Annotated in this window: 21 protein-coding genes and 1 other annotated feature; of the genes, 2 read left to right on the forward strand and 19 right to left on the reverse strand. The window is 43.5% G+C overall.

Translation table 11 applies throughout. The features are described from left to right. Positions 1–29: 29 nt before the first annotated feature. Genes HC179_RS17970 through HC179_RS17980 form a run of 3 tightly spaced genes read right to left on the reverse strand, consistent with a single transcriptional unit; the run spans position 30 to position 2269 of the window. The gene (locus HC179_RS17970; protein ID WP_168865562.1) at positions 30–389 is read right to left on the reverse strand and encodes a YybH family protein; all 360 of its coding nucleotides are present in this window, start codon (positions 387–389) and stop codon (positions 30–32) included. 12 nt (positions 390–401) lie between these two features. Next, positions 402–947, reverse strand: coding sequence for a short-chain dehydrogenase (locus HC179_RS17975; protein ID WP_168865563.1), 546 nt, complete (start codon positions 945–947; stop codon positions 402–404). Continuing rightward, on the reverse strand, positions 944–2269 hold the full coding sequence (locus tag HC179_RS17980; protein ID WP_168865564.1) for a GNAT family N-acetyltransferase: 1326 nt from the start codon (positions 2267–2269) through the stop codon (positions 944–946). Before HC179_RS17980 ends, HC179_RS17975 begins: the two co-directional genes overlap by 4 nt. A gap of 125 nt (positions 2270–2394) precedes the next feature. On the opposite strand from HC179_RS17980, the gene HC179_RS17985 reads away from it, so the two are divergent. Next, positions 2395–3159 carry a DeoR/GlpR family DNA-binding transcription regulator gene (locus HC179_RS17985; RefSeq protein WP_168865642.1) on the forward strand — a complete coding sequence of 255 codons (765 nt, stop codon included), beginning with the start codon at positions 2395–2397 and terminating at the stop codon, positions 3157–3159. A gap of 224 nt (positions 3160–3383) precedes the next feature. Here the strand turns inward: HC179_RS17985 and HC179_RS17990 are convergent, their stop codons facing one another. Beyond that, entirely contained in the window at positions 3384–3926 is a 543-nt protein-coding gene (locus HC179_RS17990) for a GNAT family N-acetyltransferase (RefSeq protein WP_168865565.1), read from the reverse strand. 359 nt (positions 3927–4285) lie between these two features. On the opposite strand from HC179_RS17990, the gene HC179_RS17995 reads away from it, so the two are divergent. Further along, positions 4286–6142, forward strand: coding sequence for a M4 family metallopeptidase (locus HC179_RS17995; protein WP_168865566.1), 1857 nt, complete (start codon positions 4286–4288; stop codon positions 6140–6142). Between the two features lie 45 nt (positions 6143–6187). On the opposite strand, the gene egtD is transcribed toward HC179_RS17995, so the two are convergent. The 15 genes from egtD to HC179_RS18070 form a co-directional block, all read right to left on the reverse strand. After that, positions 6188–7150 carry an L-histidine N(alpha)-methyltransferase gene (egtD, locus tag HC179_RS18000; protein WP_168865567.1) on the reverse strand — a complete coding sequence of 321 codons (963 nt, stop codon included), beginning with the start codon at positions 7148–7150 and terminating at the stop codon, positions 6188–6190. Beyond that, complete coding sequence (gene egtB / locus HC179_RS18005; protein ID WP_168865568.1) at positions 7147–8421, reverse strand: ergothioneine biosynthesis protein EgtB; 1275 nt, start codon at positions 8419–8421, stop codon at positions 7147–7149. The genes egtD and egtB overlap by 4 nt, the downstream gene beginning before the upstream one ends. Before the next feature lie 24 nt (positions 8422–8445). Further along, positions 8446–9072, reverse strand: coding sequence for a flavodoxin family protein (locus tag HC179_RS18010; protein WP_168865569.1), 627 nt, complete (start codon positions 9070–9072; stop codon positions 8446–8448). Positions 9073–9443: 371 nt separating this feature from the next. Then, positions 9444–10595, reverse strand: a complete 1152-nt coding sequence (locus HC179_RS18015) for a hypothetical protein (protein ID WP_168865570.1) — start codon at positions 10593–10595, stop codon at positions 9444–9446. Between the two features lie 12 nt (positions 10596–10607). Next, positions 10608–11876 (reverse strand): ABC transporter permease subunit, encoded by a 1269-nt coding sequence (locus HC179_RS18020; protein ID WP_168865571.1) that lies wholly within the window; start codon positions 11874–11876, stop codon positions 10608–10610. Beyond that, on the reverse strand, positions 11873–12742 hold the full coding sequence (locus tag HC179_RS18025; protein ID WP_168865572.1) for an ABC transporter ATP-binding protein: 870 nt from the start codon (positions 12740–12742) through the stop codon (positions 11873–11875). Before HC179_RS18025 ends, HC179_RS18020 begins: the two co-directional genes overlap by 4 nt. A 1-nt stretch (position 12743) precedes the next feature. Continuing rightward, positions 12744–13499, reverse strand: coding sequence for a hypothetical protein (locus tag HC179_RS18030; RefSeq protein ID WP_168865573.1), 756 nt, complete (start codon positions 13497–13499; stop codon positions 12744–12746). Next, positions 13474–14052 (reverse strand): RNA polymerase sigma factor, encoded by a 579-nt coding sequence (locus tag HC179_RS18035; protein ID WP_168865574.1) that lies wholly within the window; start codon positions 14050–14052, stop codon positions 13474–13476. The genes HC179_RS18030 and HC179_RS18035 overlap by 26 nt, the downstream gene beginning before the upstream one ends. 870 nt (positions 14053–14922) lie before the next feature. After that, a complete protein-coding gene (locus HC179_RS18040) occupies positions 14923–16086 on the reverse strand; it encodes a MalY/PatB family protein (protein ID WP_168865575.1) in 1164 nt (387 codons plus the stop codon). Positions 16087–16110: 24 nt separating this feature from the next. Next, the gene (gene proS / locus HC179_RS18045; RefSeq protein ID WP_168865576.1) at positions 16111–17544 is read right to left on the reverse strand and encodes a proline--tRNA ligase; all 1434 of its coding nucleotides are present in this window, start codon (positions 17542–17544) and stop codon (positions 16111–16113) included. A 272-nt stretch (positions 17545–17816) separates the two neighbouring features. Continuing rightward, positions 17817–18019 (reverse strand) — a binding site (T-box leader). A 144-nt stretch (positions 18020–18163) separates the two neighbouring features. Beyond that, positions 18164–18787 carry a precorrin-2 dehydrogenase/sirohydrochlorin ferrochelatase family protein gene (locus HC179_RS18050; protein WP_168865577.1) on the reverse strand — a complete coding sequence of 208 codons (624 nt, stop codon included), beginning with the start codon at positions 18785–18787 and terminating at the stop codon, positions 18164–18166. Beyond that, a complete protein-coding gene (locus HC179_RS18055) occupies positions 18768–19538 on the reverse strand; it encodes a CbiX/SirB N-terminal domain-containing protein (protein WP_168865578.1) in 771 nt (256 codons plus the stop codon). Before HC179_RS18055 ends, HC179_RS18050 begins: the two co-directional genes overlap by 20 nt. Positions 19539–19553: 15 nt before the next feature. Beyond that, positions 19554–20330, reverse strand: coding sequence for a uroporphyrinogen-III C-methyltransferase (gene cobA / locus HC179_RS18060; RefSeq protein ID WP_168865579.1), 777 nt, complete (start codon positions 20328–20330; stop codon positions 19554–19556). Between the two features lie 3 nt (positions 20331–20333). Next, the gene (locus HC179_RS18065) at positions 20334–20552 is read right to left on the reverse strand and encodes a DUF3906 family protein (protein ID WP_010191873.1); all 219 of its coding nucleotides are present in this window, start codon (positions 20550–20552) and stop codon (positions 20334–20336) included. Continuing rightward, positions 20536–22167: a nitrite/sulfite reductase gene (locus tag HC179_RS18070; protein ID WP_168865580.1), complete on the reverse strand. Its 1632-nt coding sequence runs from the start codon at positions 22165–22167 to the stop codon at positions 20536–20538. Before HC179_RS18070 ends, HC179_RS18065 begins: the two co-directional genes overlap by 17 nt. Positions 22168–22170: the final 3 nt, after the last annotated feature.

Raw genomic sequence — 22170 nt, forward strand, 5'->3', positions numbered from 1 at the left:
CCTCCTAAAGGATTTGTATGTTTTTTTATTTATCGGCTCAAATGCTCGTGAATCAACTTCCATTCTTCCTTTTCTTTAACAAAAACATTGGTCGCACGTCCGCTGCCCGAAATGAACTCCCCATTTAAGATCCCTTCGTAATGAAAGGTATAGAGGCAAGTGGCAGTGTGCTCATCCACCGCAATCCAATGCACATCCTTTGCCGAGTAAACTTCCTCTTTGATGGTGTCCCAAGCGTTTTCGAAAAAGGCACGGATTTCTTCCATGGATGTGCAGGTTTTATTGGTGAACCAATAGACCACATGGGAGTGGAGTATTTTTTCTACATTATCGAAATTGTGGGTATTTGTTGCTTGAATGTATTGGGTTAATGCTTCTTGATAAGTCATATGCATTCTCCTTCATGGTCGCAAATTCGCTGGTTCCAACACTCCAACTAGAGAGGTTGGGGCCTTACGTTGAATGGCTTTAATAACTCCATCAGCAATTTCATGGTTGTTTAGCCATCTTCCTCGGTCCTCTTCTAGCTTGAAGCCCAGTTGGACTTGAAGATAATTGCAATTCCCTGGAATGTAGAGATCCCTTTTCACCTGTGACAGCTTTGCCCTACTTCCAAGAACGTGGTACAACTCCCATGATTCACTTGGCTGCGCAACAGTTTCTATAATTTTCGCTAACCCTTGTTCTCCACCGGTATGAACCCATGCAACCACAAGTGTAATTGGACCATTTTCATGAATTGTCTGTTTTAGATGAATGTCTAATAGATTCGCTTGGTTATAATCTACAAGCAGAGAGGTTATTTTACCCTTATCTACTTGCTCTATAAGGCGGCTCATTTTCTCCGTATTTCTTCCAATGACAGAAACGTGATAGTTTTGAGAGCCTAACCACATGCAAACCTCGGAAAGCATCCCTGTTCCACCAACTACAAGCGCATGCTTCATTGCATTACCTCTTCTCTTACTCTTATTCGATACACATACTGCTCTCCCATTCGCCCCATTACTCTTCTTCCACTGTCTTTGAATCCCGCTCTCAAATACACCCGTTGTGCCGCTTCATTTCGTACGTTTACTGCCAAAACCACCTCATCCACACGAGGGAAATTTCGTTCCACATATTCAGGTAGCAGCTCTAGTGATTTACCTGCAATACCCCTTCCTTGAAAAGGAACAGCAACCGAGTAAGCCCGTAATAGAATGGCATTAGGATTGTCCGTATAGCTTGGAAGTTCCTCCCCTTGATAAAGAACGAAAAAACCTGCAGTCTTCACTTTTTCTAAAATAACTACAGGATGCCTTCCCTTATCTGTTTCACAAGTTAATAAAGCCACTTTGGGATGTGAAGTGAATGTTAACTGACTTTCAGTAAGCTCATATTTTAATAGTTCTTCTAAATGTTTTGGTCGATAACCTTCTAGGATAACCACTCTTTTTTCCTTACATGAGCTAATCAGCTCTTTAGCAAAATGGATGGTGGCATTCACTCTTTCTTCATTTGTAGCAAAGATTCTTTCTGAATTGCCTTTCCTAATATTAATCGCCTCTCGTATGAGGTCATGCCATTTCGGTTCAAGTTGACTCAGTCCATATTCCCCTGCAGCTAACTTAGAGATGATACTACGCTCGCTCAATGTGTAATATTGGCGCAGCAGCCCAAGCACTGTCCATTCCATTTCGGTTTCAATGTGTTCAACCGGGTAAGTCATTAACTGTTCTTTTATCTTTTCCATGCTCTTTACTCTTGTCACCCAGTATTCGTTCATGTTTTTCCGTACATAGTCTGTGAGATCTTCTGTTGTTACGTGAATGGGGAGGTCTTTGGCTTTGGGTCCCAAAATCGTTATCCCATTGTTTTTGAGGAGCCACCAGGTAACAGGGCTATCGTGCACGGCTTTTCCAAACGTTCCTTCGTTGTAAAAATAGCTTTCTTCAACTTGGTTCGACAATTGCACGTAAATGCCGTCCAGCTGCGGCTTTTTGCATGTTTCTGCAAGATTCCAATGGATCTCTTTTAAAATAGCTGCATCGTCATTTGTCAGCTTCCGGCTAGTCACCGCAACAAAATCAATGTCACTTTGCCCTTCTAGGTAAGCATCTATAGCAATAGATCCATGAAGGTACAATCCATCTAACAATCCTGGTAACTCTTTATTGCACTTATCTATATAAAGGTCTAAAACCTTTTGTACGCTTTCCGGAATCTTGTACATTTCTATCACCTTTTCTTTCAAAATCTTCCTTCTATACTTTTCGACTCTTTGCATGTTTTATCCTTTTACAATCAAAAAACAGAATAAAAATGCATAAACACGAAATTTATTATTGACAAAAATGGAATAAACATGAAATAATAGGAAAGAAGTTGAAACTAAACATTGGGGTGATGATTTTGTTTACAGATGAAAGACGGGGAGAAATATTGAAGGTTTTAGAACAGGACGGAAGAGTGCTTGCCAAGGATTTAGCTGATCAATTCAATATGTCCATTGATTCCATCCGCCGAGACCTATCCATTATGGAAGAACAGGGATTATTGAAACGCACACACGGTGGTGCAATCCCGGTAGCATCCGTTCGGACTATTCCACGCCCTCCAGCCGAGCGTTATGGGGACGGCACGGTACACCAGAATGCCATTGCAAAAATGGCTGCAGGCTATGTAAAAGCAAATCAAACAGTTTTTATCGGTGGAGCTTCGATTCACTATGTGCTGCTTAAGTATCTACCAAAGGATATTCCATTCACCGTGCTGACCAACTCACTTGAAGTCGCGTACGCTTTGCGCGGGTCTGATAACATCTCGACATTTTTAATTGGCGGGAATGTAAAAAGTTCCGGCAATATTACAGATGCTTTGGCCAATGAATTTGTGCGACAGTTTACAGTTGATCTATGTTTTGCAACGGCTGGGGCCCTTTCTAGAAAAGGATTGAGCACCGCAACGCCGGAAGTGGCAATATTTTATAAGACGGTTTATGATAATTCGAAAAAACTGGTCGCCATGTTTGAGCATACGAAGGTAGGTCAGGAGATGTTTGCCGGCATGTACCCTATTGGAAAGTTGGATGTGGTAATTACGGATGAGGAGACAGATAAGGAGAAAGTGGATGAGCTCAAGGCTGTTGGGGTGGAGGTTTTGGTGGCTGGAGTATAGATTTATAGGGAGAAAGCGACAGTCAGGGTGGGGACTGTCGCTTTTTTAAATGGAATGTATAAATGTTGAGCGACGATTCGCTGAGTTGATGCATTAATTCACAAATTTCGTGCCAAAACGGCCCGAGTTCGTGCGGTAATCCACAGAGTTCGTGCCAAAACCACCCAAGTTCGTGCCGAATTATATATTATGCCGAATCCACCTTTAATTACCAGGTAGATAGACTACTCTTCCCTCTCATACTCCTCCCGCAGCAGCCCATAATAAGCGAGGTCCACAAACCTCCCGTCCCGCATTGCATGTTGGCGCCAGGTCCCTTCGTGCTTCATGCCTACTTTTTCCATGATGCGCCAAGAACCCGGGTTATCAGCGAATGCACCGGCAAACACCTTGTTTAATCCCAGCGTTACAAATCCATATGCAACCATCGCTCGTGCCGCCTCTGTCCCATAACCTTTCCCCCAGTACGGACGGCCTATCCAATATCCGAGCTCGCCTCGTTTATAAGCAATCGTCTGTTTAATATTAATGATTCCTATTAGACTTTCACTCTCTTTTTCCACTACCGCAAATGCCACTAACTCTTTCTCCTCTGCTGCCCACATGCTACGAATGAAGTCCGCAGCAGAACCCTCAGGATATGGATGAGGCACGTTGAGCGTGGTTTTTGCAAGTTCATAGTCACTTGCCAGCTCCTCAACACGGTCGGCATCCCCCAACTCCAGTCGACGTAAAAATAGCCTAGCTGTTTCTAAACATTTTTCCATCTCTATTAACCCCCCCTCTTAAAATAGAAATCCCAAGTAATATTTTCCTATTATATACATATTTCTGCCGCTGTCCATACTCCTAAACTATCATTTAACCAATTTTTTACTAATCACTCAAAACTCCCCACTCTAAAAAATAGGGGAAATATCCCAGATACTTTAACACGTTACCGCATCTTAAGTCATAGCAAATCCTGTCACATCCTATCGATTTATCCTCATTCAAGTTCCACTGACCTCAAAAATAGTCTGAATAGTCTGTTTACCAAATCTCACCATTCCATTAAGATAAACTTGTCGAAATGTCGGAATCCGATATTTTCGTAACACTAAATATCTAGAAGGGATGGGTTTATTTGAAGAAAATCTTTATTTTAGCTGCAGTAGTATTCCTTATCTTCGCTGGTCTTTTCTCCGGCGGACCATCGTCAAACGCGGCGAGCTCGTTACAAGAATTCAAAAGTAAGGGAAAAGTAAGAATTGTAGACACGCAAGGCAAACAAGGGCCACCTTCCTTTGTAGCTGGAATCCTTTCTGAAAAGCAACCAAAAGCAGATGCGAAAAACGCGAAGAAGTTCCTTGGTAAACACAAAGACTTTTTCCACATGAACAATCCTGAGAAGGACCTCAAGGAAGTTAGAGCAACAACCGATGACCTGGGAATGACACACGTTCGCCTGCAACAAACGAAAAATGGCGTTCCGGTTGATCGAAATGAATTAAATGTGCATTTTAACAAAGATAATGAAATTACGACCGTAAATGGAAACTTCGATACGAATTTAGACTCCTTAGAAATCAACACCACACCTTCCATCCAAGCCGACAAAGCGGTAATAGAGGCAAAAGCAGCAGTTGATGCTCCTGCTGAAGTCCCGGTTGAATCTTCTGAGCTAGTAATCTACCCACTTGAAGACGAATACCATCTTGCTTACCGAGTAAATATTGAATTTTTTGAAGGCGAAGCTGGTAACTGGTTTGTATATGTGGATGCCCACACTGGAAAAGTGCTAGACCAATATAACGCCATGACTGGATTTGGTTTCTTTGAAGACATCATTGGAACCAACAATGTAGAAGGATCTTCTGCTTTAAAAGTAGAGCAGGGACCAAATCCGAAAGCCGTTGAGAATGCTGGAAAATTAAAGCCGGCGCGTGGTTCTGGCTTAGGTACGACTGGATTGACCAAGCTGTTGAATCTTGCACATGGAAATGTTCCTGGCAGCGGCCAGGGAACGCAATTCTACCTTGCGGATTACACTACTCCAGATATGGATAGAATCTTCACTTATAATATGAAAAATACGTCCAATCAAATGTGGTTATACTCTAACAAGAATGCTTCTTGGAAAGATGTAGAGTACAGTGGAGACAGCAGCACATGGGAAACAGTAGGACAAGGTCCTGCAGTGGACGCTCACTCCAACTCCCGTATCGTGTACGATTACTTCTTAAATGAGCATGGTCGCAACTCTCTAGATGGGAACGGTATGGCAATCAACTCCCGCGTTCACTTTTGGAAAGAATACAACAATGCCTTCTGGAGTAACGGAATTGCAATGATGACTTACGGAGATGGCGATGGAAAACAATTCGTTCCGCTTGCTGCTCTTGATGTAACAGCGCACGAAATGGTTCACGGTATCACGCATTACAATGGAGGACTTCGCTACCGCTTTGAAACTGGTGCCATTAATGAAGCTTACTCTGATACTTTTGCAGCACTAGTGGACGATAGCAACTGGGATATCGGCGAAGATATCATGGGTGAAGAATGGTTAGCAAACGGAAGAACGGCCCTTCGAAGCAACGAAGACCCAGGTAAGTTCCCGACAGGTGTTGTTTACTGGCCTTACAGTATTGACGGCGAAGGTCGCTACCCGGCTCACATGGATGAGTATTACTACCTGCCTGCAAACTTGGATAATGGTGGCGTGCACATCAACTGTACGATCCTTCAGCACTCCTCCTACCTTGTAGCGGAAGAGTACGGCATGGGCAGAACAGTGGTTGCGGACACTTGGTACCGCGCGTATGATTACCTCCACTATGACGCTTCCTTTGCAGAGTTCCGCGAAGCAATTTTACAATCTGCGATTGACCTTTATGGCGAGGGCAGTGACGAGTATAACGCGTTCTTGGGAGCATTTGACGATATCGGTCTTTATGAAGGCTGGTCTGTGAATGACAATCCGAGAGCACCACAAAATTAATTCTAAAAAAACAGTGCCGATACAACATTTGGCACTGTTTTTTGTTTATTTTTCTAAATAATGAACACTGAACTTCTCCGCATCATCCGTCCACACCTTGCTTGGCTTAAAACCGCACTCCAATGCCAGCGTCTGGAACTGGTCAATGGAATATTTGTAGGAGTTTTCCGTGTGAATGGTTTCACCTTCTCGGAAGGAGAATTCATAGTTTCCAATGAGCACCTGCTGATCGCATTGACTTTCTAGGTGCATTTCAATCCTGCCTTTTTTCTCGTTATAGTAGGCAAGGTGTTCGAATTGTTCCTCGTTAAAATTTGCCCCAAGCTCCCTATTCATTCTAGTCAGAAGGTTAAGGTTGAATGCAGCCGTAATGCCTTTCCCATCATCATAGGCTTTTTCCAATGTGTCAATGTCCTTTTTTATATCAACACCAATAAGGAAGCCGTCCCCTTCATCTAAAAGCTTCGCGGACTTCATCAGAAAATTCTGCACCTCCACCGGCTCGAAGTTTCCGATGGTAGACCCAGGGAAAAAGATCACCTTTTTGCCTTTCGGTTCTAATGGCAGGGTAAGTGGACCTGTATAGTCCCCACAAACCGCCTTTATCGTGATATGAGGGAATTGCATCGCGAGTTCTAGGCTTGATTGGAAAAGAAAGTCCCGAGAGATATCAATAGGCACATATTCTTTAAGACTCGCGAAATTGTGTAGCAGCGCCTTAATTTTGTTGCTACTTCCACTGCCATACTCAATCAATGTGTGAACATCACCAACAGCCATTGTAATTTCTTGTATCTTTTCGTTGAAAATCTTCATTTCCGTCCGCGTCGGATAATACTCCTCAAGCTCCGTTATCATCTCAAATAACTCTGAACCCCGATGATCATATAAGTATTTAGAGGAAATGGTTTTGACTGTAGCAGAGAGCCCCTTTACGATTTCCTCGCGCATGTTTTCTTTTTCTATATAAAAATCGTAGCTTTGAATATTATTTTCTAATAATCTCATAGTGCATCCTCCGCCAATCGGAATCCGCTGAACTGCCAGCGTTTGTCCGCTGGAAAGAAGTTGCGGTAGGTGTTTCGGATATGGTCCTGCGGTGTGGCACAGGATCCCCCGCGCAGCACCATCTGGTTGCACATGAATTTGGCATTGTATTCCCCAAGTGCCCCTTCAAGCGGCTTGCTGCCCGGATATGGCGAGTAGGCGCTTGCCGTCCACTCCCATACATCGCCAAACATTTTGGAACTGACTGCTTGATTGAAGGGTGCCGGATGATAGTTGCCTGTGTCCATCGTATTCCCCTTTATCTCAAGATCCCTTGCTGCATGCTCCCATTCCGATTCTGTAGGAAGACGCTTCCCCTTCCACCTGCTGAAGGCATCCGCTTCATAGAAGCTGACATGGACAACAGGCTCATGGGGATTGAGTTTCTTCTTGCCTGCGAGCGTAAAAATGGACCATTCGCCCTCATCGTCCTTGCTCCAATAAAGTGGAGCCTGCCAGTCGTTCTTTTTCACCGTATTCCAGCCGTCGGAGAGCCAGTAATAAGGCTTCTGATAACCGCCTGCTTCAATAAACTCCAGGTACTCACCGTTCGTGACAGGATGATCTGCGAGCTTAAATGGCTCCAGCCAAACTTTATGATTCGGGCTTTCATTGTCAAAAGCAAAACCATCACCGTTATGCCCGATTTCAACGAGACCGCCATCATAAGTGTGAAAAGTTGATTCTCTTTTTTTGAATGGTGTAGTCGATTGGGATTCCTTATAGACTGGGTGTAACGGGTTAACAAAAAAGTTGTATTTTACATCCATTAAGATAAGCTCTTGGTGCTGCTGTTCATGCTGCATGCCAATTTCTATGAGGCTATGGATTTTGTCAGTCTGTTCGGATTTGGTCTCCTCCTGTTGCTCGAGCAGGTCCACGATATAATTATCGATAAAACTACGGTATTGGAAAATGTCTTGAATGCTTGGTCTAGAGAGGACGCCGCGTTGATGCCTTGGCTGAAATGGACCAACAGTCTCGTAATAGGAATTGAAAAGAAAGTCGTATATTGGATGGAATTCCCGGTAGTTCTCGAAATACTCTTTAAGGACAAAGCGCTCAAAGAACCAGGTCGTGTGGGCCAGATGCCATTTTGGCGGACTGACATCCGGGTGTGACTGAATGATGAAATCTTCTGTCTCTAATGGTTGAACAAGCTTCATGGTGAGGTCACGCACATTCATAAATCGTTGGGAAATAGATTTGATTTGGTGTGTTTGTGTTTCCATGGATACAGCTCCTTTTATTGGATTCTAGCTTTGTTCAACTACATTTCCCTTTGCAGGGATGGGATTGTTTTGAAGCATTTTCGAAAAATGCACTAGGTTATATGCCATAATTTTAGCGTGCTCCATTGTGAAATCATTCTTATGTCCCTCCGCTTCGATATACGATGATCCTGGACCTGCTTCGCCAACCCAGTATGTATCCACATTCGGCGGAATCGTGAAGCCGATATGCGTTAGTCCATATAAAATAGATGCAGCCGCATGCTTCGCGCCATCTTCGTTACCTGTTATAACCACACCTCCCACCTTGTTATAGTAAATATATTGACCTTTGTCGTTCGTTAGTCCACTTCCGCCATAAAGCCGCTCCATCACCATAGTCGCGACACTGCTCTTCTCACCAAGCCACAGCGGCGTACCGATGATGACGATATCCGCACGCATCACCTTGTTGAACACTTCCGGCCACTCGTCCCCGTAGCCTTCATCTTCACTAACGCCAAATCTGATATTGTAATCTGCTATCCTCACAATTTCGGACTCTACGTTTTCGTTGTTGAAATGGGTAATGACCTCTTTCATTAGAGCTTCTGTATTTGATTCTTCGCTTGAAGATTTGAGTGAACAGTTTAAGAAAAGTGCTTTTGTCATATGGGGGAGTCCTCCTCTTTCTGGGTGAATTAGTTGAAAATATTACTCTTTACCCTATTAAAGGAAATTAAAACGTAAAAAGATACATTGGGTGAGTGTGGTTTTGGTTAAGAGTTTGTGAAGGGTGGTGATTTTGATTTTACTGGGGACAGTTTGGGTGGTTTCTTTTTTGGGGGATCGCCAAAATTACTAGGCTTCTATTTTACTGACGATATATTGTCCAATTTGAAGATTTATTAGCCAACTTTTAAATTTATTAGCGACTTTTTCGTTTTATTAGCCATTTGGGGTTGGATAAAGTCCATTCGACACGCATCGACACGAATTATAGGAAGGCTAACAAAACTTTTAGCCTTCCACTCCGGTTCAAACTACGCCAAAATATCTTTCCTTTTCTCTCGTTTAACACTCCAAAAGACTACTGATGAACTTATAAGCAGCACCAATGCCAGTCCTATTAAGAATGTGTACTTCGGCAACTCAAGGGTTGTCACATGCCTCAGTAGATAAGTGGTCCCCACACCAAAAGCTACATAAGCGAGCGGGACATGCATCCCGACACTTGTCATATAATTAGGAGAGATGTTTGAAATCCAAGCACAGACTACTATTAAAGCTATTCCCAGTATGTAGATAGCGACCACCGTCAAAATAATGTATTGCAAGAATGTCAAGTCAAACCACGATAACATAACGAAATTGAAAAATGAGTTGATATTTTGTGACAGAAACATATGGGTATCATTTGTTGCATAAAGACTGAAAAATAGAATTAGTTGTGCTGTTATGACCAAGATACCTCCAGTTACCGCTGCCGCGAGTTTAGTACGAAATAACGATCGCCCTTTTTTAGTAGCGTACTGCAAGTGAATTACCTTGCTTTTTCTATCCTTTAAATAGAGTGGCATAATGAATAGCATGATACTCAAAAAGGAGAGAATGGCAACATCTTTAATTAAGAAATCGTAATTTTCAAAGACGATGTAAGAAAAGATATTTTCAGCCGATCCATTTTCACGCAGTTGCTCTATTCGTTCTAGTAGTGCGGGATTTGAGCTAGTTTCAAAATAAGAGATTCCCATCTCTTTTCGGTCTTCATAAGAAGAGATAATGGACTCCCTTGCTTGGATGTCATAAATCAAATCTTCCTTCTCCACTCCCACTTTTTCTCTTAAATCCTGTGCTACTTCGTTGTCAATCTCAGATCGATAGAGTGCTTCATAACTCGTTAAGTCAGCCACAACCGCCTTTTCATCTTCCTCTAGATAATTATGAAGGAGTGCCTCTCTGTCTTCAAACCGTTGTTGAAAGTCTCTAAACTCCTCTTCGTCCATTCCCTCTCCATAGTTCTCCAACATTTCCTGTGTCACCATAAAAGTATCCAATATTGGTCTTCCGTTCGGAAAGTATTTAAACTCAAAAACGATGAACAATTCATAGAAAATTAAACTTACGAGCACAAGCAAAATGGCAAACTGCCAAGTAAAAAGCTTCTTCCATTCTTCTAAAAATATTCTCATCATTTCGCTTCCCATCTATATATTCTGATGCTTAAACTGCCTTATGCATAACCATGCCAGAAAACAAAGGCATGAAAACCACAAAATTAACGTAACCACTTCAAAGTAGGGGGTCATGGTAAATGGACTTCTTGCCATGAACGTTTTTTTCAAGCCCATCAACAAAATAAAAGGCGTATAATGGGTATAAAAAATTACCATCCCGTCCCTTGGCATCATGTTGGGCAACATAAGGCCGACGCCAAAAATGATGGCAAATACAGTGAAGGCCATGTATGTATTCTTGATCCAAACGGACAGACAGAACCCAAGGAGACAAAATAGGATTTGTAGGATTAATAACAGACTGCTAGCAATTGCCAAGAATTGCCCAAACTTAATTTTTCCCCAGCTGATAAATGGAACATTATTGTTTTCGGTTAAAAATCCTGAACTAATTGGAACATTCCAAAGACCGCTATAATCAAATACCCAAAAGTAGATTCCTAGGGTAACGGTCATTAGGAGAATAAAAGTGAGGAAGGTCATTCCTAATGCGACAATTAATTTGTCCCAAATCAGCTTTCTCCCACGTTTGGCGGCATACATAATAAGGGCTGTCTGCTGTTCAAACTCAAAGTTCACGATAAATGCCGTGATCAGCACCGTAAGAATAGTTAGCTGAAAAGAGATTGGAAGGAACAGCTCTTGGAACAGTATGGAATGTGTGGCATATTCTTTTCCTGAAAAAAAGAGATGGAGGTGCTCCTTATTTTCCACTAATTCCACCACACGCTCGCTCAGTACCTTATAATCTCTTAATACTTTATCTGCAGCCATTCCTGTCAAACCGAACATCTTAATTTGCCCTTCTCCGACTTTCCCCATGTCCATTTCATTATACTCTTGATCTATTTCCTCAGCAGACACTAGGTAGGACTCCAGTTCTGCAAGCTGTTTAATGCTTTCCAGTTCCTCCATTGTAAATAAGTTGGAATCCTCCATAGAAAACCGTTCTGAAGAATAGATGTTACTTGCCTTTTCAAACGGCTCTTCTCCATGCCGTGCTATAAGCTTGTTCCATTCCGCCAGTTCAATCTCGTAATCTTGTTTCATTGCCTCCCTGTTCTCTTCGTCCATCAATGTACCGTACTTTTCGATAATCGGTTGTATTCTCTTCATATCCTCACTCATTGAAGAATGCTGGAGGATAATAAACACGTTAAAAACCATAAATAGCAATAGTAACGTCCAAATGATTGGAGAGCTTATTAGTTTTTTAAACTCAAAGGTTTTGATACTCATCCCAATGCTTCATCCTGGTACACATGAAGGAAGACATCCTCAAGATTTGGATGCACCTGCCGCCATTCAGGTTGTGCGAGTTCCTCTGTCAAAAACCTTACCTGCATCTTTCCACCTTCCTGTTTTTCTGATAGGGTATGGTGTTTTTTACGAAAATCACCTACCTTATTGAATTCCATTTTTGTCTCGTACACCTTACCGTTCAACCTGTTGCAAATATCTGATACCATTCCCTGAAGTAAAACTTTCTTATCTTTTATCATAATAATTTCATTTGCGATGGATTCTACATCTGAAACGATATGGGTGGAAAGAATAACGATGCGGTCACGTCCAAGATTAGTGAGCAGATTTCGGAATCTTACTCTTTCTTTTGGATCTAGCCCAGCTGTCGGTTCATCTAAAATCAGGATTTTAGGGTCGTTTAACATTGCTTGTGCAATACCAACCCGTTGAATCATCCCTCCGGAGAATTTTTTCATTTTTTTATCTGCCACTTCTTCCAGCGCAACAAGCTGTAAAAGCTCTTTAATCCGTTCTTTTGCTACACCTCTCTCCATCCCCTTTAATGCCGCAATATACAGTAGGTAAGCTGTCGGCGTGTAGTTTTTATAATAGCCGAATTCCTGTGGCAGATAGCCAAGCAGGCCACGATAGTCCTCGTCCATCTTGATAATATCCTTACCTTCGTAAAGAATGGCTCCACTGCTAGGGAATAATAATGTCGTCAACATCTTTATAAGCGTTGTCTTACCAGCTCCATTTGGTGCAAGCAAACCGTATACGCCATTTTTAAATTCAAGGTTCACTTTCTTTAATGCCTCAAACTTTCCAAAGTTTTTTGATACATTTTCAACAATCAGCATACTAAAGAACTCCTTCTACATTGCGGAATGTTATTAATCTTTTTAAATTTCTTATATAAAAATAAACGCTCAAGGTTATCAGAATGGCATAGACATACACCGGTACACTACTTAAAAATAAGGAATATGCGATGCTATCAAACATAACTAGTGTGCCATTTCCGACAATCCATGCCGAGAACCAAACATAACTGACGAGCTTGCCTTTTCTCTTTTGCATCGAATATAAATGGATACTGCCAAATATGCTTAAGGAACAGAGTGAAAGCATTAGAGCTTCCATAATATGTATCGATGAAAACATCTCTGAGATAATTGTCATGAGCACAACGTTTAATCCTAATCCTATAACACTGAAAACCAACATGCGAAACGCAGCCAACTGAAACACGTGATACTTAAAAGTCATTTCCAGTTCAAATGCAGGTTTCATTCGAGCATGTACCAACAAGGTACTAGCAATAACAAAATAGAACATAGGGGATAAGGTAAAAATCAACGAGTAAAGTTGTGTGTTCATGGCATTTCCATTGAAACCATATAAAACAAAAACTAGGAGACTCATCATGATTACGGTAAGAAACGATACCTCTGTAGCATCCCGAAATACATAACGCCATCCTATATGACGGTACATCTCATGTAAAAATGCTGGGAAGGATTGCTTCTTTTGTAGTCCTTTTTTTATGATGGACTCTATCTGTCCCTTCATTTCCACTTCAGTAGGATACTCAATTTTGAACCTTTCTCTCTCCATACTGCATCCCTTCCATTCTCCTTTTTATTTTTCTAATTGCTGCATAATATTTCGTTTTCACCGTGGCTTCAGGTGAACCTAGGGTTGCTGCTATTTCTGCAAAAGTCTGCTCTGCAAATAGCTTCAGCCTCAGAATATCCTGTGATCTAACTTCCATCTCATTAATCAAGGATGCTACCTTCTCCACCTCTTCCTTAAATTCCAGTTCAACGGTGAAATCCACTTTTTCAACAACTTCCATTTCAGCCAGTGATTCCGAACTCCGATCATACCGATAGTGGCGAGAACGAAAATAATCAATGATTTTGTAGGTTGCTATTTTATAAAGCCATGTTTGAAAAGAGGCCTTTTTTCCTTCATATCCCCCAATAGACTGAAGCATGTGAATGAAAATCTCCTGTGTTAGATCCATGGACAGTTCTTTTTGTTGGGTTTGCTTATACACATATGCATATATAGATGGATAAAATAGCGAGATGAGCTCATTAGCCGCATGTTCATCGCCTCTCTTCTGAACCTGCTTTATCCATTTTCTTAGCTGTTTTTCGTTCATTTTCAATTCTTCCACTTCCAGACTGGAATTGTACGTACACTTATATATTCGGAATTGATATAGAAATAGTTTTAGTTTACAAAAAAAAAATTCAGAAAATCAAAAAAGACATACCCTATTAAAAGGTATGCCTCTCTCCTTATTCAATGAAGACCTCTCTCACTCGAATCCCCGGCCACTAACGTCTTCATATCCTCAATGAAGACTTCTCTCACTCAAATCCCCGGCCACTAACGTCTTCATAACCTCAATGAAGACCTCTCTCACTCGAATCCCCGGCGACTAACGTCTTCATAACCTCAATGAAGACCTCTCTCACTCGAATCCCCGGCCACTAACGTCTTCATAACCTCAATGAAGACCTCTCTCACTCGAATCCCCTGCCACTAACGTCTTCATAACCTCAATGAAGACCTCTCTCACTCGAATCCCCTGCCACTAACGTCTTCATAACCTCAATGAAGACCTCTCTCACTCAAATTCCCGGCCACTAACGTCTTCATAACCTCAATGAAGACTTCTCTCACTCAAATCCCCGGCGACTAACGTCTTCATATCCTCAATGAAGACTTCTCTCACTCGTATTCCCGGCCACTAACGTCTTCATATCCTCAATGAAGACTTCTCTCACTCGTATTCCCGGCCACTAACGTCTTCATAACCTCAATGAAGACTTCTCTCACTCGTATTCCCGGCCACTAACGTCTTCATAACCTCAATGAAGACCTCTCTCACTCAAACTCCCGGCCACTAACGTCTTCATAACGCCAATGAAGACCTCTCTCACTCGAATTCCCGGCCACTAACGTCTTCATATCCACTTTCAGAGTACTTTCAAACCACAAGAAAAAACCTGCACACAAATTTGTGTCAGCAGGTTTCCATTTCTCTTATAGCAGCCTTAATTCTCAATAGCGCCTCCGTTAGGACCTCACGAGGACAAGCGATATTTATCCGTTCAAACCCTTGTCCCCCTGCGCCAAATTTCATTCCTTCGTCTAGGCGGACTCCCGCTTTTTCTAAAAAGAAAGCATGCAGTTCTTCTGCAGGAATTCCCAGTTCTCTGCAGTCCAACCAAATTAGATGAGTTGCCTCTGGTTTAACTACTTTTATAGAAGGAATATGCTCTTTCAAGTAGCTGCAGACATACTCTAAATTAGCGTTCAAGTATTCTTTCACTTCTTGCAGCCACGGCAAGCCTTTGTAGTAGGCAGCAATGGTACCTTCTACGGCGAAAGCGTTAGGCCGCATCAGCCCGAAACCAGTTAATAATGTTTCATATTTCTCTTTAATGTCTTTGTTCGGAATGATGAAAATAGAGCTTTGCATTCCGGCAATGTTAAATGTTTTGCTAGGTGCCGCACAGGTGATGGAAAAATCCAGATGGTCAGGATGCACCTTAGCAAACGGAATATGCTTATATCCCGGATAAGTGAGGTCACCATGCATTTCGTCTGAGATGACAATCACTCCATGCTTTTCACAAATCTCCCCAATCCGCCGCAACTCTTCTTGTGTCCACACTCTGCCCACTGGATTGTGAGGACTGCAGAGGATAAATACCTTTGTGTTAGGCTGCGCCGCTTTTTCTTCAAAATCCTCAAAATTCATTTTATAGCCGTCCTCGGAATAGAGGAGGGAATTATGCAAGATGGTACAGCCTTGTGTTTGTATGGTAGAAAAGAAAGGATAATAGACAGGATCCTGCACGATTACCGCATCACCTGGTTTCGTTAACGCCTTTAGTAAAAGGTTCATTCCAGGAATGATTCCCGGACTGAACGAAATCCATTCCTGCTTCAACTCCCAGTCGTACTGCGTTTTCCACCAATATTCAACAGCGTCATAGTATCTTGCACAAAACGTGCTGTATCCATAAATACCGTGTGTCGCTTTTTGGCTGATGGCACTGACAATCTCCTCGGAAACCTGAAAATCCATATCTGCAATACAAAGTGGAATGATGTCTTGATCTTCGATAAACCATTTGACAGAATGCGTCTTTCTACGGTCGATGAATTTTTCCAGTTGCATGGCTTTCTCCCCTTAAAAATCGATCTAGTATGCCTTAGCCCAATATACCATATGTTTGGCTTCATTTCCGCAACATACACAAGATTCGGCAACTTGTTCCTGTTCGAAAGGCATACAGCGGGAAGTGGCGCTCGTCTCCTCTTTTATCTTATCTTCACACGCTTGATCTCCACACCACATAGCCTTGATGAAGCCGCCTTTTTGTTCGATTTGCTCTTTGAATTCATCGAAAGTCGTCGCTACGCTCGTTTTGGATTCGCGATGGGAACGTGCTTTTTCTAAAAGGTTTTTCTGGATGTCTTCGAGGACTTCTTGAATTTTTGCTTCTAGTCCATCTATTGACGTTATCAATTTTTCCCCAGTGTCACGGCGGACAAGGACTACTTGTTGCTGTTCAATATCACGTGGACCAGCTTCCAGTCTAAGTGGAATCCCCTTCATTTCATACTCATTGAATTTCCAGCCAGGCTTCTTGTCGCTCGCGTCAATTCCAACGCGAATGGTTTTAGCCAGCTTTTCTTTTAAATCATAGGCAAAATCCAGCACGCCCTCTTTGTGCTGAGCGATTGGGACAATCATCACTTGCGCTGGTGCAATTCTTGGAGGAACGACAAGTCCTCGGTCATCTCCATGAACCATAATCATCGCTCCAATAATACGGGTCGTGAAGCCCCAAGATGTTTGCTGCACGTATTCCTGCTTGCCTTCACGGTTGAGGAATTGAATACCGAAAGCTTTGGCAAAACCATCGCCCAGATGATGGGAAGTGGCGGACTGCAATGCTTTCCCGTCGTGCATCAGGCTTTCGATTGTGTAGGTGTATTTTGCTCCTGCGAATTTTTCTTTTTCCGTCTTCTGACCTTTGATAACAGGGATGGCTAGGATGTTCTCACATATTTCTGCGTAGACGTTAAGCATTTTCACCGTTTCTTCATGTGCCTGTTCGTCTGTTTCGTGACACGTATGTCCTTCCTGCCAGAGGAATTCGAGCGTTCTTAGGAACGGCCTGGTTGTCTTTTCCCAACGAACGACGTTTGCCCATTGGTTGTAAAGCTTCGGCAGGTCCCGGTAAGAATGGATGATGTTTTTGTAGTGCTCACCGAAAAGTACTTCAGATGTTGGACGGACAACTAAGCGTTCCTGTAGCTTTTCGTCGCCGCCATGGGTGACCCATGCTACTTCCGGTGCGAAGCCTTCGATGTGGTCTTTTTCTTTTTGGAGGAGACTCTCCGGTATGAAAAGTGGCATGTAAACATTCTCGTGGCCGGTTTCTTTGATCCGTTTGTCGAGCGCGTCTTTGATGTTTTCCCAAAGTGCGTATCCGTATGGACGAATGATCATGCTGCCACGGACGCTGGAGTAGTCGACAAGTTCTGCCTTGGTGACAACATCTGTGTACCACTGCGCGAAATCTTCGTCCATGTTGGTGATTTTTTCTACGAAATTTTTATTAGACATGTTGGTTTGCTCCTTTTTGAGAAGTATTTATGAGATTTTATAGTATATATGTCGGTTTATCTAAGTGAACGGTTCAAAATTTGCTGGTTTTCATAAAATTATGGGATTATGCATGTAAATAAGACCGCCTTTTTGAAAAGTTCGTGCCGAAATCAAGTGAGTTCGTGCGAAAATGGCCTAAGTTGGTGCCAAAACGAGGCAAGTTCGTGCCAAAACACCCCAAGTTGATGCCAAACCCATTTTTCAGCTAAATAAAAAAAGCCCTGCTCTAAATAAGGGACCATTTCTGGCGGTACCACCCTCATTCAAAGCAAAGCTTCACTCTCTTTCATGGTAACGGTTTTGAACCGCTGCACCGTTTCTGATGCAGAACTCTGAGGCAGGTTCAAATGCTTATCTATGGCTGCCTCTCACCACTCGGCACCCTCTCTTGGATAGACAAAATCATTTTACTAGTCCTCTTCGACGTTTGATATTGAGAAGATTATATAGGTTTGTTGGAAAATTTGTCAATCTATTATTTTACTAGTATTAGATTATTTCTTGATTTTTAAACTTCTCCCAACACAAAAAAAAACGACCGTACAATCCGACAAGTACGGCCGCTTTTCACCAACTGCTATGATATCAACCTTCCTTTTAACCGCAACAACTCCTCTACTTTCTCCCCCCTAGCCTCTTCATCCAACCGATACCTATCCTCCAGTATCTCCCACAACAGCTCCCCCTTTTCTTCAAAAGACAACGGTAGCCGCTTCACCACCTCCCGATATTCTGCCAGAAACTCTGTATAGGAAATCCAGCTAAAATCAAACTGTTCCTCCAGCTCTCTTTTCAACTTACGGGTCAATTTAGGACTAGATCCGTTGGAGGTTACCGCGATCTGCAAATTTCCGCGCCTGACCGTTGCCGGGAATGTGACGTTCCCTTCCCCTGACTCGTCTACCACGCAAACGAGCTGTGACTCATGCAACGAGCGAACCAATGCAGCGTTGACCTCTCTGTTGTTCGTCGCTAAGATTGCTAAAAACGCTTCTGCAAAATCATCTGCCTCCGCTCCCCGCTCGATTAACCGATAGCCTCTCAAGGCTGACAACTCCCGTACCTCCTCGGAAAATTCTGGCGCAATAAACGAAATATCCGCCTGCTCGGCATCCAGTACCTTTGCTTTCCGAGCGGCAATCCTTCCGCCACCCGCTATGACTACCTTCTTTCCCTTCAAATCAATGATCAACGGTTGCAACGCTCTCTTCCTCCTTTCCTGTAACAGTAGCCCGCTCCACCACAATATCCTGAATTACCTCATGGCGGCTTAACGGCTCTATTAACAAAATATCCTCTCCGGACCGTTGCCTTTTCCGAACTTCGCGCTCGACTTCACTTAACAACAAGCCCGCGAACAATAGATATGGCACCACTAGAACTCTGCCATCTGCCTCCAAACTCATCCTCTCCACACCCTCGGCAAACAATGGCGTGGTAGCCGCCAAATAACAGACAATCACTTGTGAAATGCCTAATTTCTCAGCAAGCCCAGTTTTTATCTCCGCAAAAGCCTTATGAATAGCGGGATCACTACTCCCCCTCCCAACCAGCAAAACAGAATCGGTAGCATCCACCATCCCAACCGCCGACCTCACCAATTCACTAATTGCTTCTACAATCCGCTCCTGCACCCCAAAAGCAGGGGCAATCTCTACGCTGACCTGCGGATATTTCACTCGAAGTGGCTCTAGCGCTTCTGGAATATCCTCTTTTATATGTCCTGCTGTTAAAAGAAAGATAGGAACGACGGTGATTTCGGTTGCACCTTTTGCCACACAGCGCTCGAATCCTTCTGGGATGTATGGTTCGGTCAATTCCAGAAAACTGATTTCCTGGATTGGTGCATGTGTATCCACTCTAGCAATGACCCGCCCCAAGAATTCTTTCGCTTCCCGAGCGCCTTTTTTCGACCGCGTTCCATGCCCTACATACAAAATGGCTTTCGTCACAAAACCCGCTCCCTTCTATCCGTACACTACCGGCAAGTGTGGCGCGACTTCCTCTTCGAACCAGTGTAACTTCTCATGCAGCTTCACCACTTCCCCGATCACAATCATGCTCGGATTGGAGATGTTGGCATCCTTCACTTTTCGCTCAATGTTGGCAAGTGTGCCAACGACGGTCCGCTGTTCCTTCAGCGTTCCCCAGTGGACAAGGGCAATCGGAGTTTTAGAAGACTTCCCATTTTCCTGTAGCCGCTTAAGTATATTGGGAAGCTGCGAAACCCCCATGTACACACAGATTGTATCCACGGCATGCGCAAGATTTGCCCACTGATGCTCCGCTTCCTTGTCACCTGCCTGGTGTCCTGTGACGAATGCGAAACTTTTGCTTAAGGTCCGGTGGGTAACAGGAATGCCGGCGTAGGCAGCCGCTCCGATTCCAGCAGTTATCCCCGGTATGACTTCAAAAGGGACATCCTGTTTGAAGCATTCTTCTGCCTCCTCGCCGCCACGGCCGAACACGAACGGGTCTCCTCCTTTCAAGCGCACGACCTGCAAGCCTTTTTTCGCATATTTTACGAGAAAATGATTAATCGTTTCCTGCTTCATCGTATGGTAATGGGGCAGCTTTCCGCAGTAGACAAGCTGCGCCTCTTTTTTTGCATAGTTTAGTAGTTCAGGGTTCACCAGGCGGTCATAGAGGATGACATCCGCCTGCTCGAGTAGGCGCAACCCCTTCACTGTAATCAATTCGGGATCCCCGGGACCCGCTCCCACCAAATATACTTTTCCGGTCATGCGCTACCACCCTTTCTCCTCTGGATCTAAAATATAGCCACTCTTTTTTCCAAGGCGCTTTTTCTCTCGTAAAATAACTTCTTTGACCTCAGGCTCCTTCAGATAAAACTTTTCAAGTTCCACATCAAGGTGTTCAAAAGCTGCTTCATCGTTCTCTGCAAAGATGACGGATACAATTTCCTTGGCCTCTATGGTCACGTCAAATCTATACAGATACGCCATCGGTTTCTTTTCCTAAAATAGTATCTAGTACGCCTTGCAAGGTGGAAACTCCCACGCGTCCAACAAAATCAAAGAAGGATTCTCCTTTTGTTTTCTGGTCGCGGAAGTAGATTAATAGCTCCTCCAGGACATCCGTCAATTCCTCTGCCGCCACTTTCCCCTTCAGCTTTTCATTGAACTTGCCGCCTTTGTTCAAGGTACCGCCAACATAGATCTCATATGCTTCCACCATCTCTTTTTGCTCATTGCGCATTTTCATCCCCTGCAGGCCGATGTCGGCAATTTGACGCTGACCGCAGGAATTGGGGCAGCCGACCATATGAGTGCGGATGGGTACGTCCAAGCTGATGCGCTGATCAAGTTCTTCTGCAATAAGTCGCATGCGTTCCTTCGTTTCCACCAATGCCAGGTTGCAATACTCGATACCAGTGCAGGAAACCGCATGCCCGAGAAAGGAGTTCGGGTTGATGGAGATGCGTTTGAATATTGGCTCTTTTAACAGCGGCTCCACGTTTTCAGCCGGAATGTTCGGAATGATGAGATTCTGAGAGTTACAGGTTCTGATCTCCCCGTTTCCATACTTTCCTGAAATTCTCGCAAGCTCGAACACTTCTTCCGCATCCAAGCGTCCAACCGGTACGTTGAAGCCGAGGAACTTTAAGCCCTCCTGCTTTTGATCATGAATCCCGTAAAAGTAACCAGCATTCCATTCTTCTTTTGGCTCGTCGCCTTTGGAAGGTAGCGGCCCCGTGTATTCTAGCAGCTTCTCCTTGAACTTTTCCGGCCCCCAATCGGCTACTAAAAACTTCAAGCGTGCAAGGTGGCGCTTCTCTCGATAGCCAAAATCACGGAATATGGTGGTTACCGCAATCGCAACTTCAAGCGTTCTTTCCGGTTCTACAAACACATCGATGGTTTCTGCTAGAAACGGTCTGGAGGAGAGTCCGCCCCCGACCTTTAGGTGGAAGCCACTTTTCGAGACACCATCTATCGTTTTTGTAGCCGGTGTAAAAGAAACACAGTTGATTTCCGCATTCGATGCATTCTTCGTATTGGCACTGATGGACATCTTGTATTTTCGCGGCAGGTTAGAGAAGTCCTCATTCTTCTGGAAGAAATCATAGACCTCTTTTACAATCGCCGTTGTGTCAAAAAGCTCGTCAGGATCAAGGCCCGCAATCGGGTTGCCGACAATGGTACGGGTGATATCTCCGCATGCTCCTGCACTGGAAAGTCCCACAGCTTCAAGACGATCGAAAATGTCCGGAATTTGCTCTATCTCCAACCAATGGAATTGGATTGCCTGCCTTGTGGTGATATCAAAAACACCACGGCCATAATCCCGCGCGATGCCTGCCAATGCTTCCACCTGCGGCTTGGTGAGAATGCCGGACGGAACATTGACCCTCATCATAAAATAACCATCCTCTTTTGGACGCTGCAGATAAAGGCCTGCCCATTTAAACAAGTCCCATTGCTCCTTAGGAATGGAGTCGAATCCATTTTTCGCGTAATGCGGGATGTCATCGAGAATTCGAAGACCATCCTTCTCCAGTTTTGCTTTTTCCGTCTTGTTGATTTTTTCGTTATCGGCCCAGTGTTTTACATATGCCATAAG

Origin of the sequence: Bacillus sp. RO1 (assembly GCF_012524115.1) — a bacterium.
GTDB lineage: Bacteria > Bacillota > Bacilli > Bacillales > Bacillaceae_I > Sutcliffiella_A.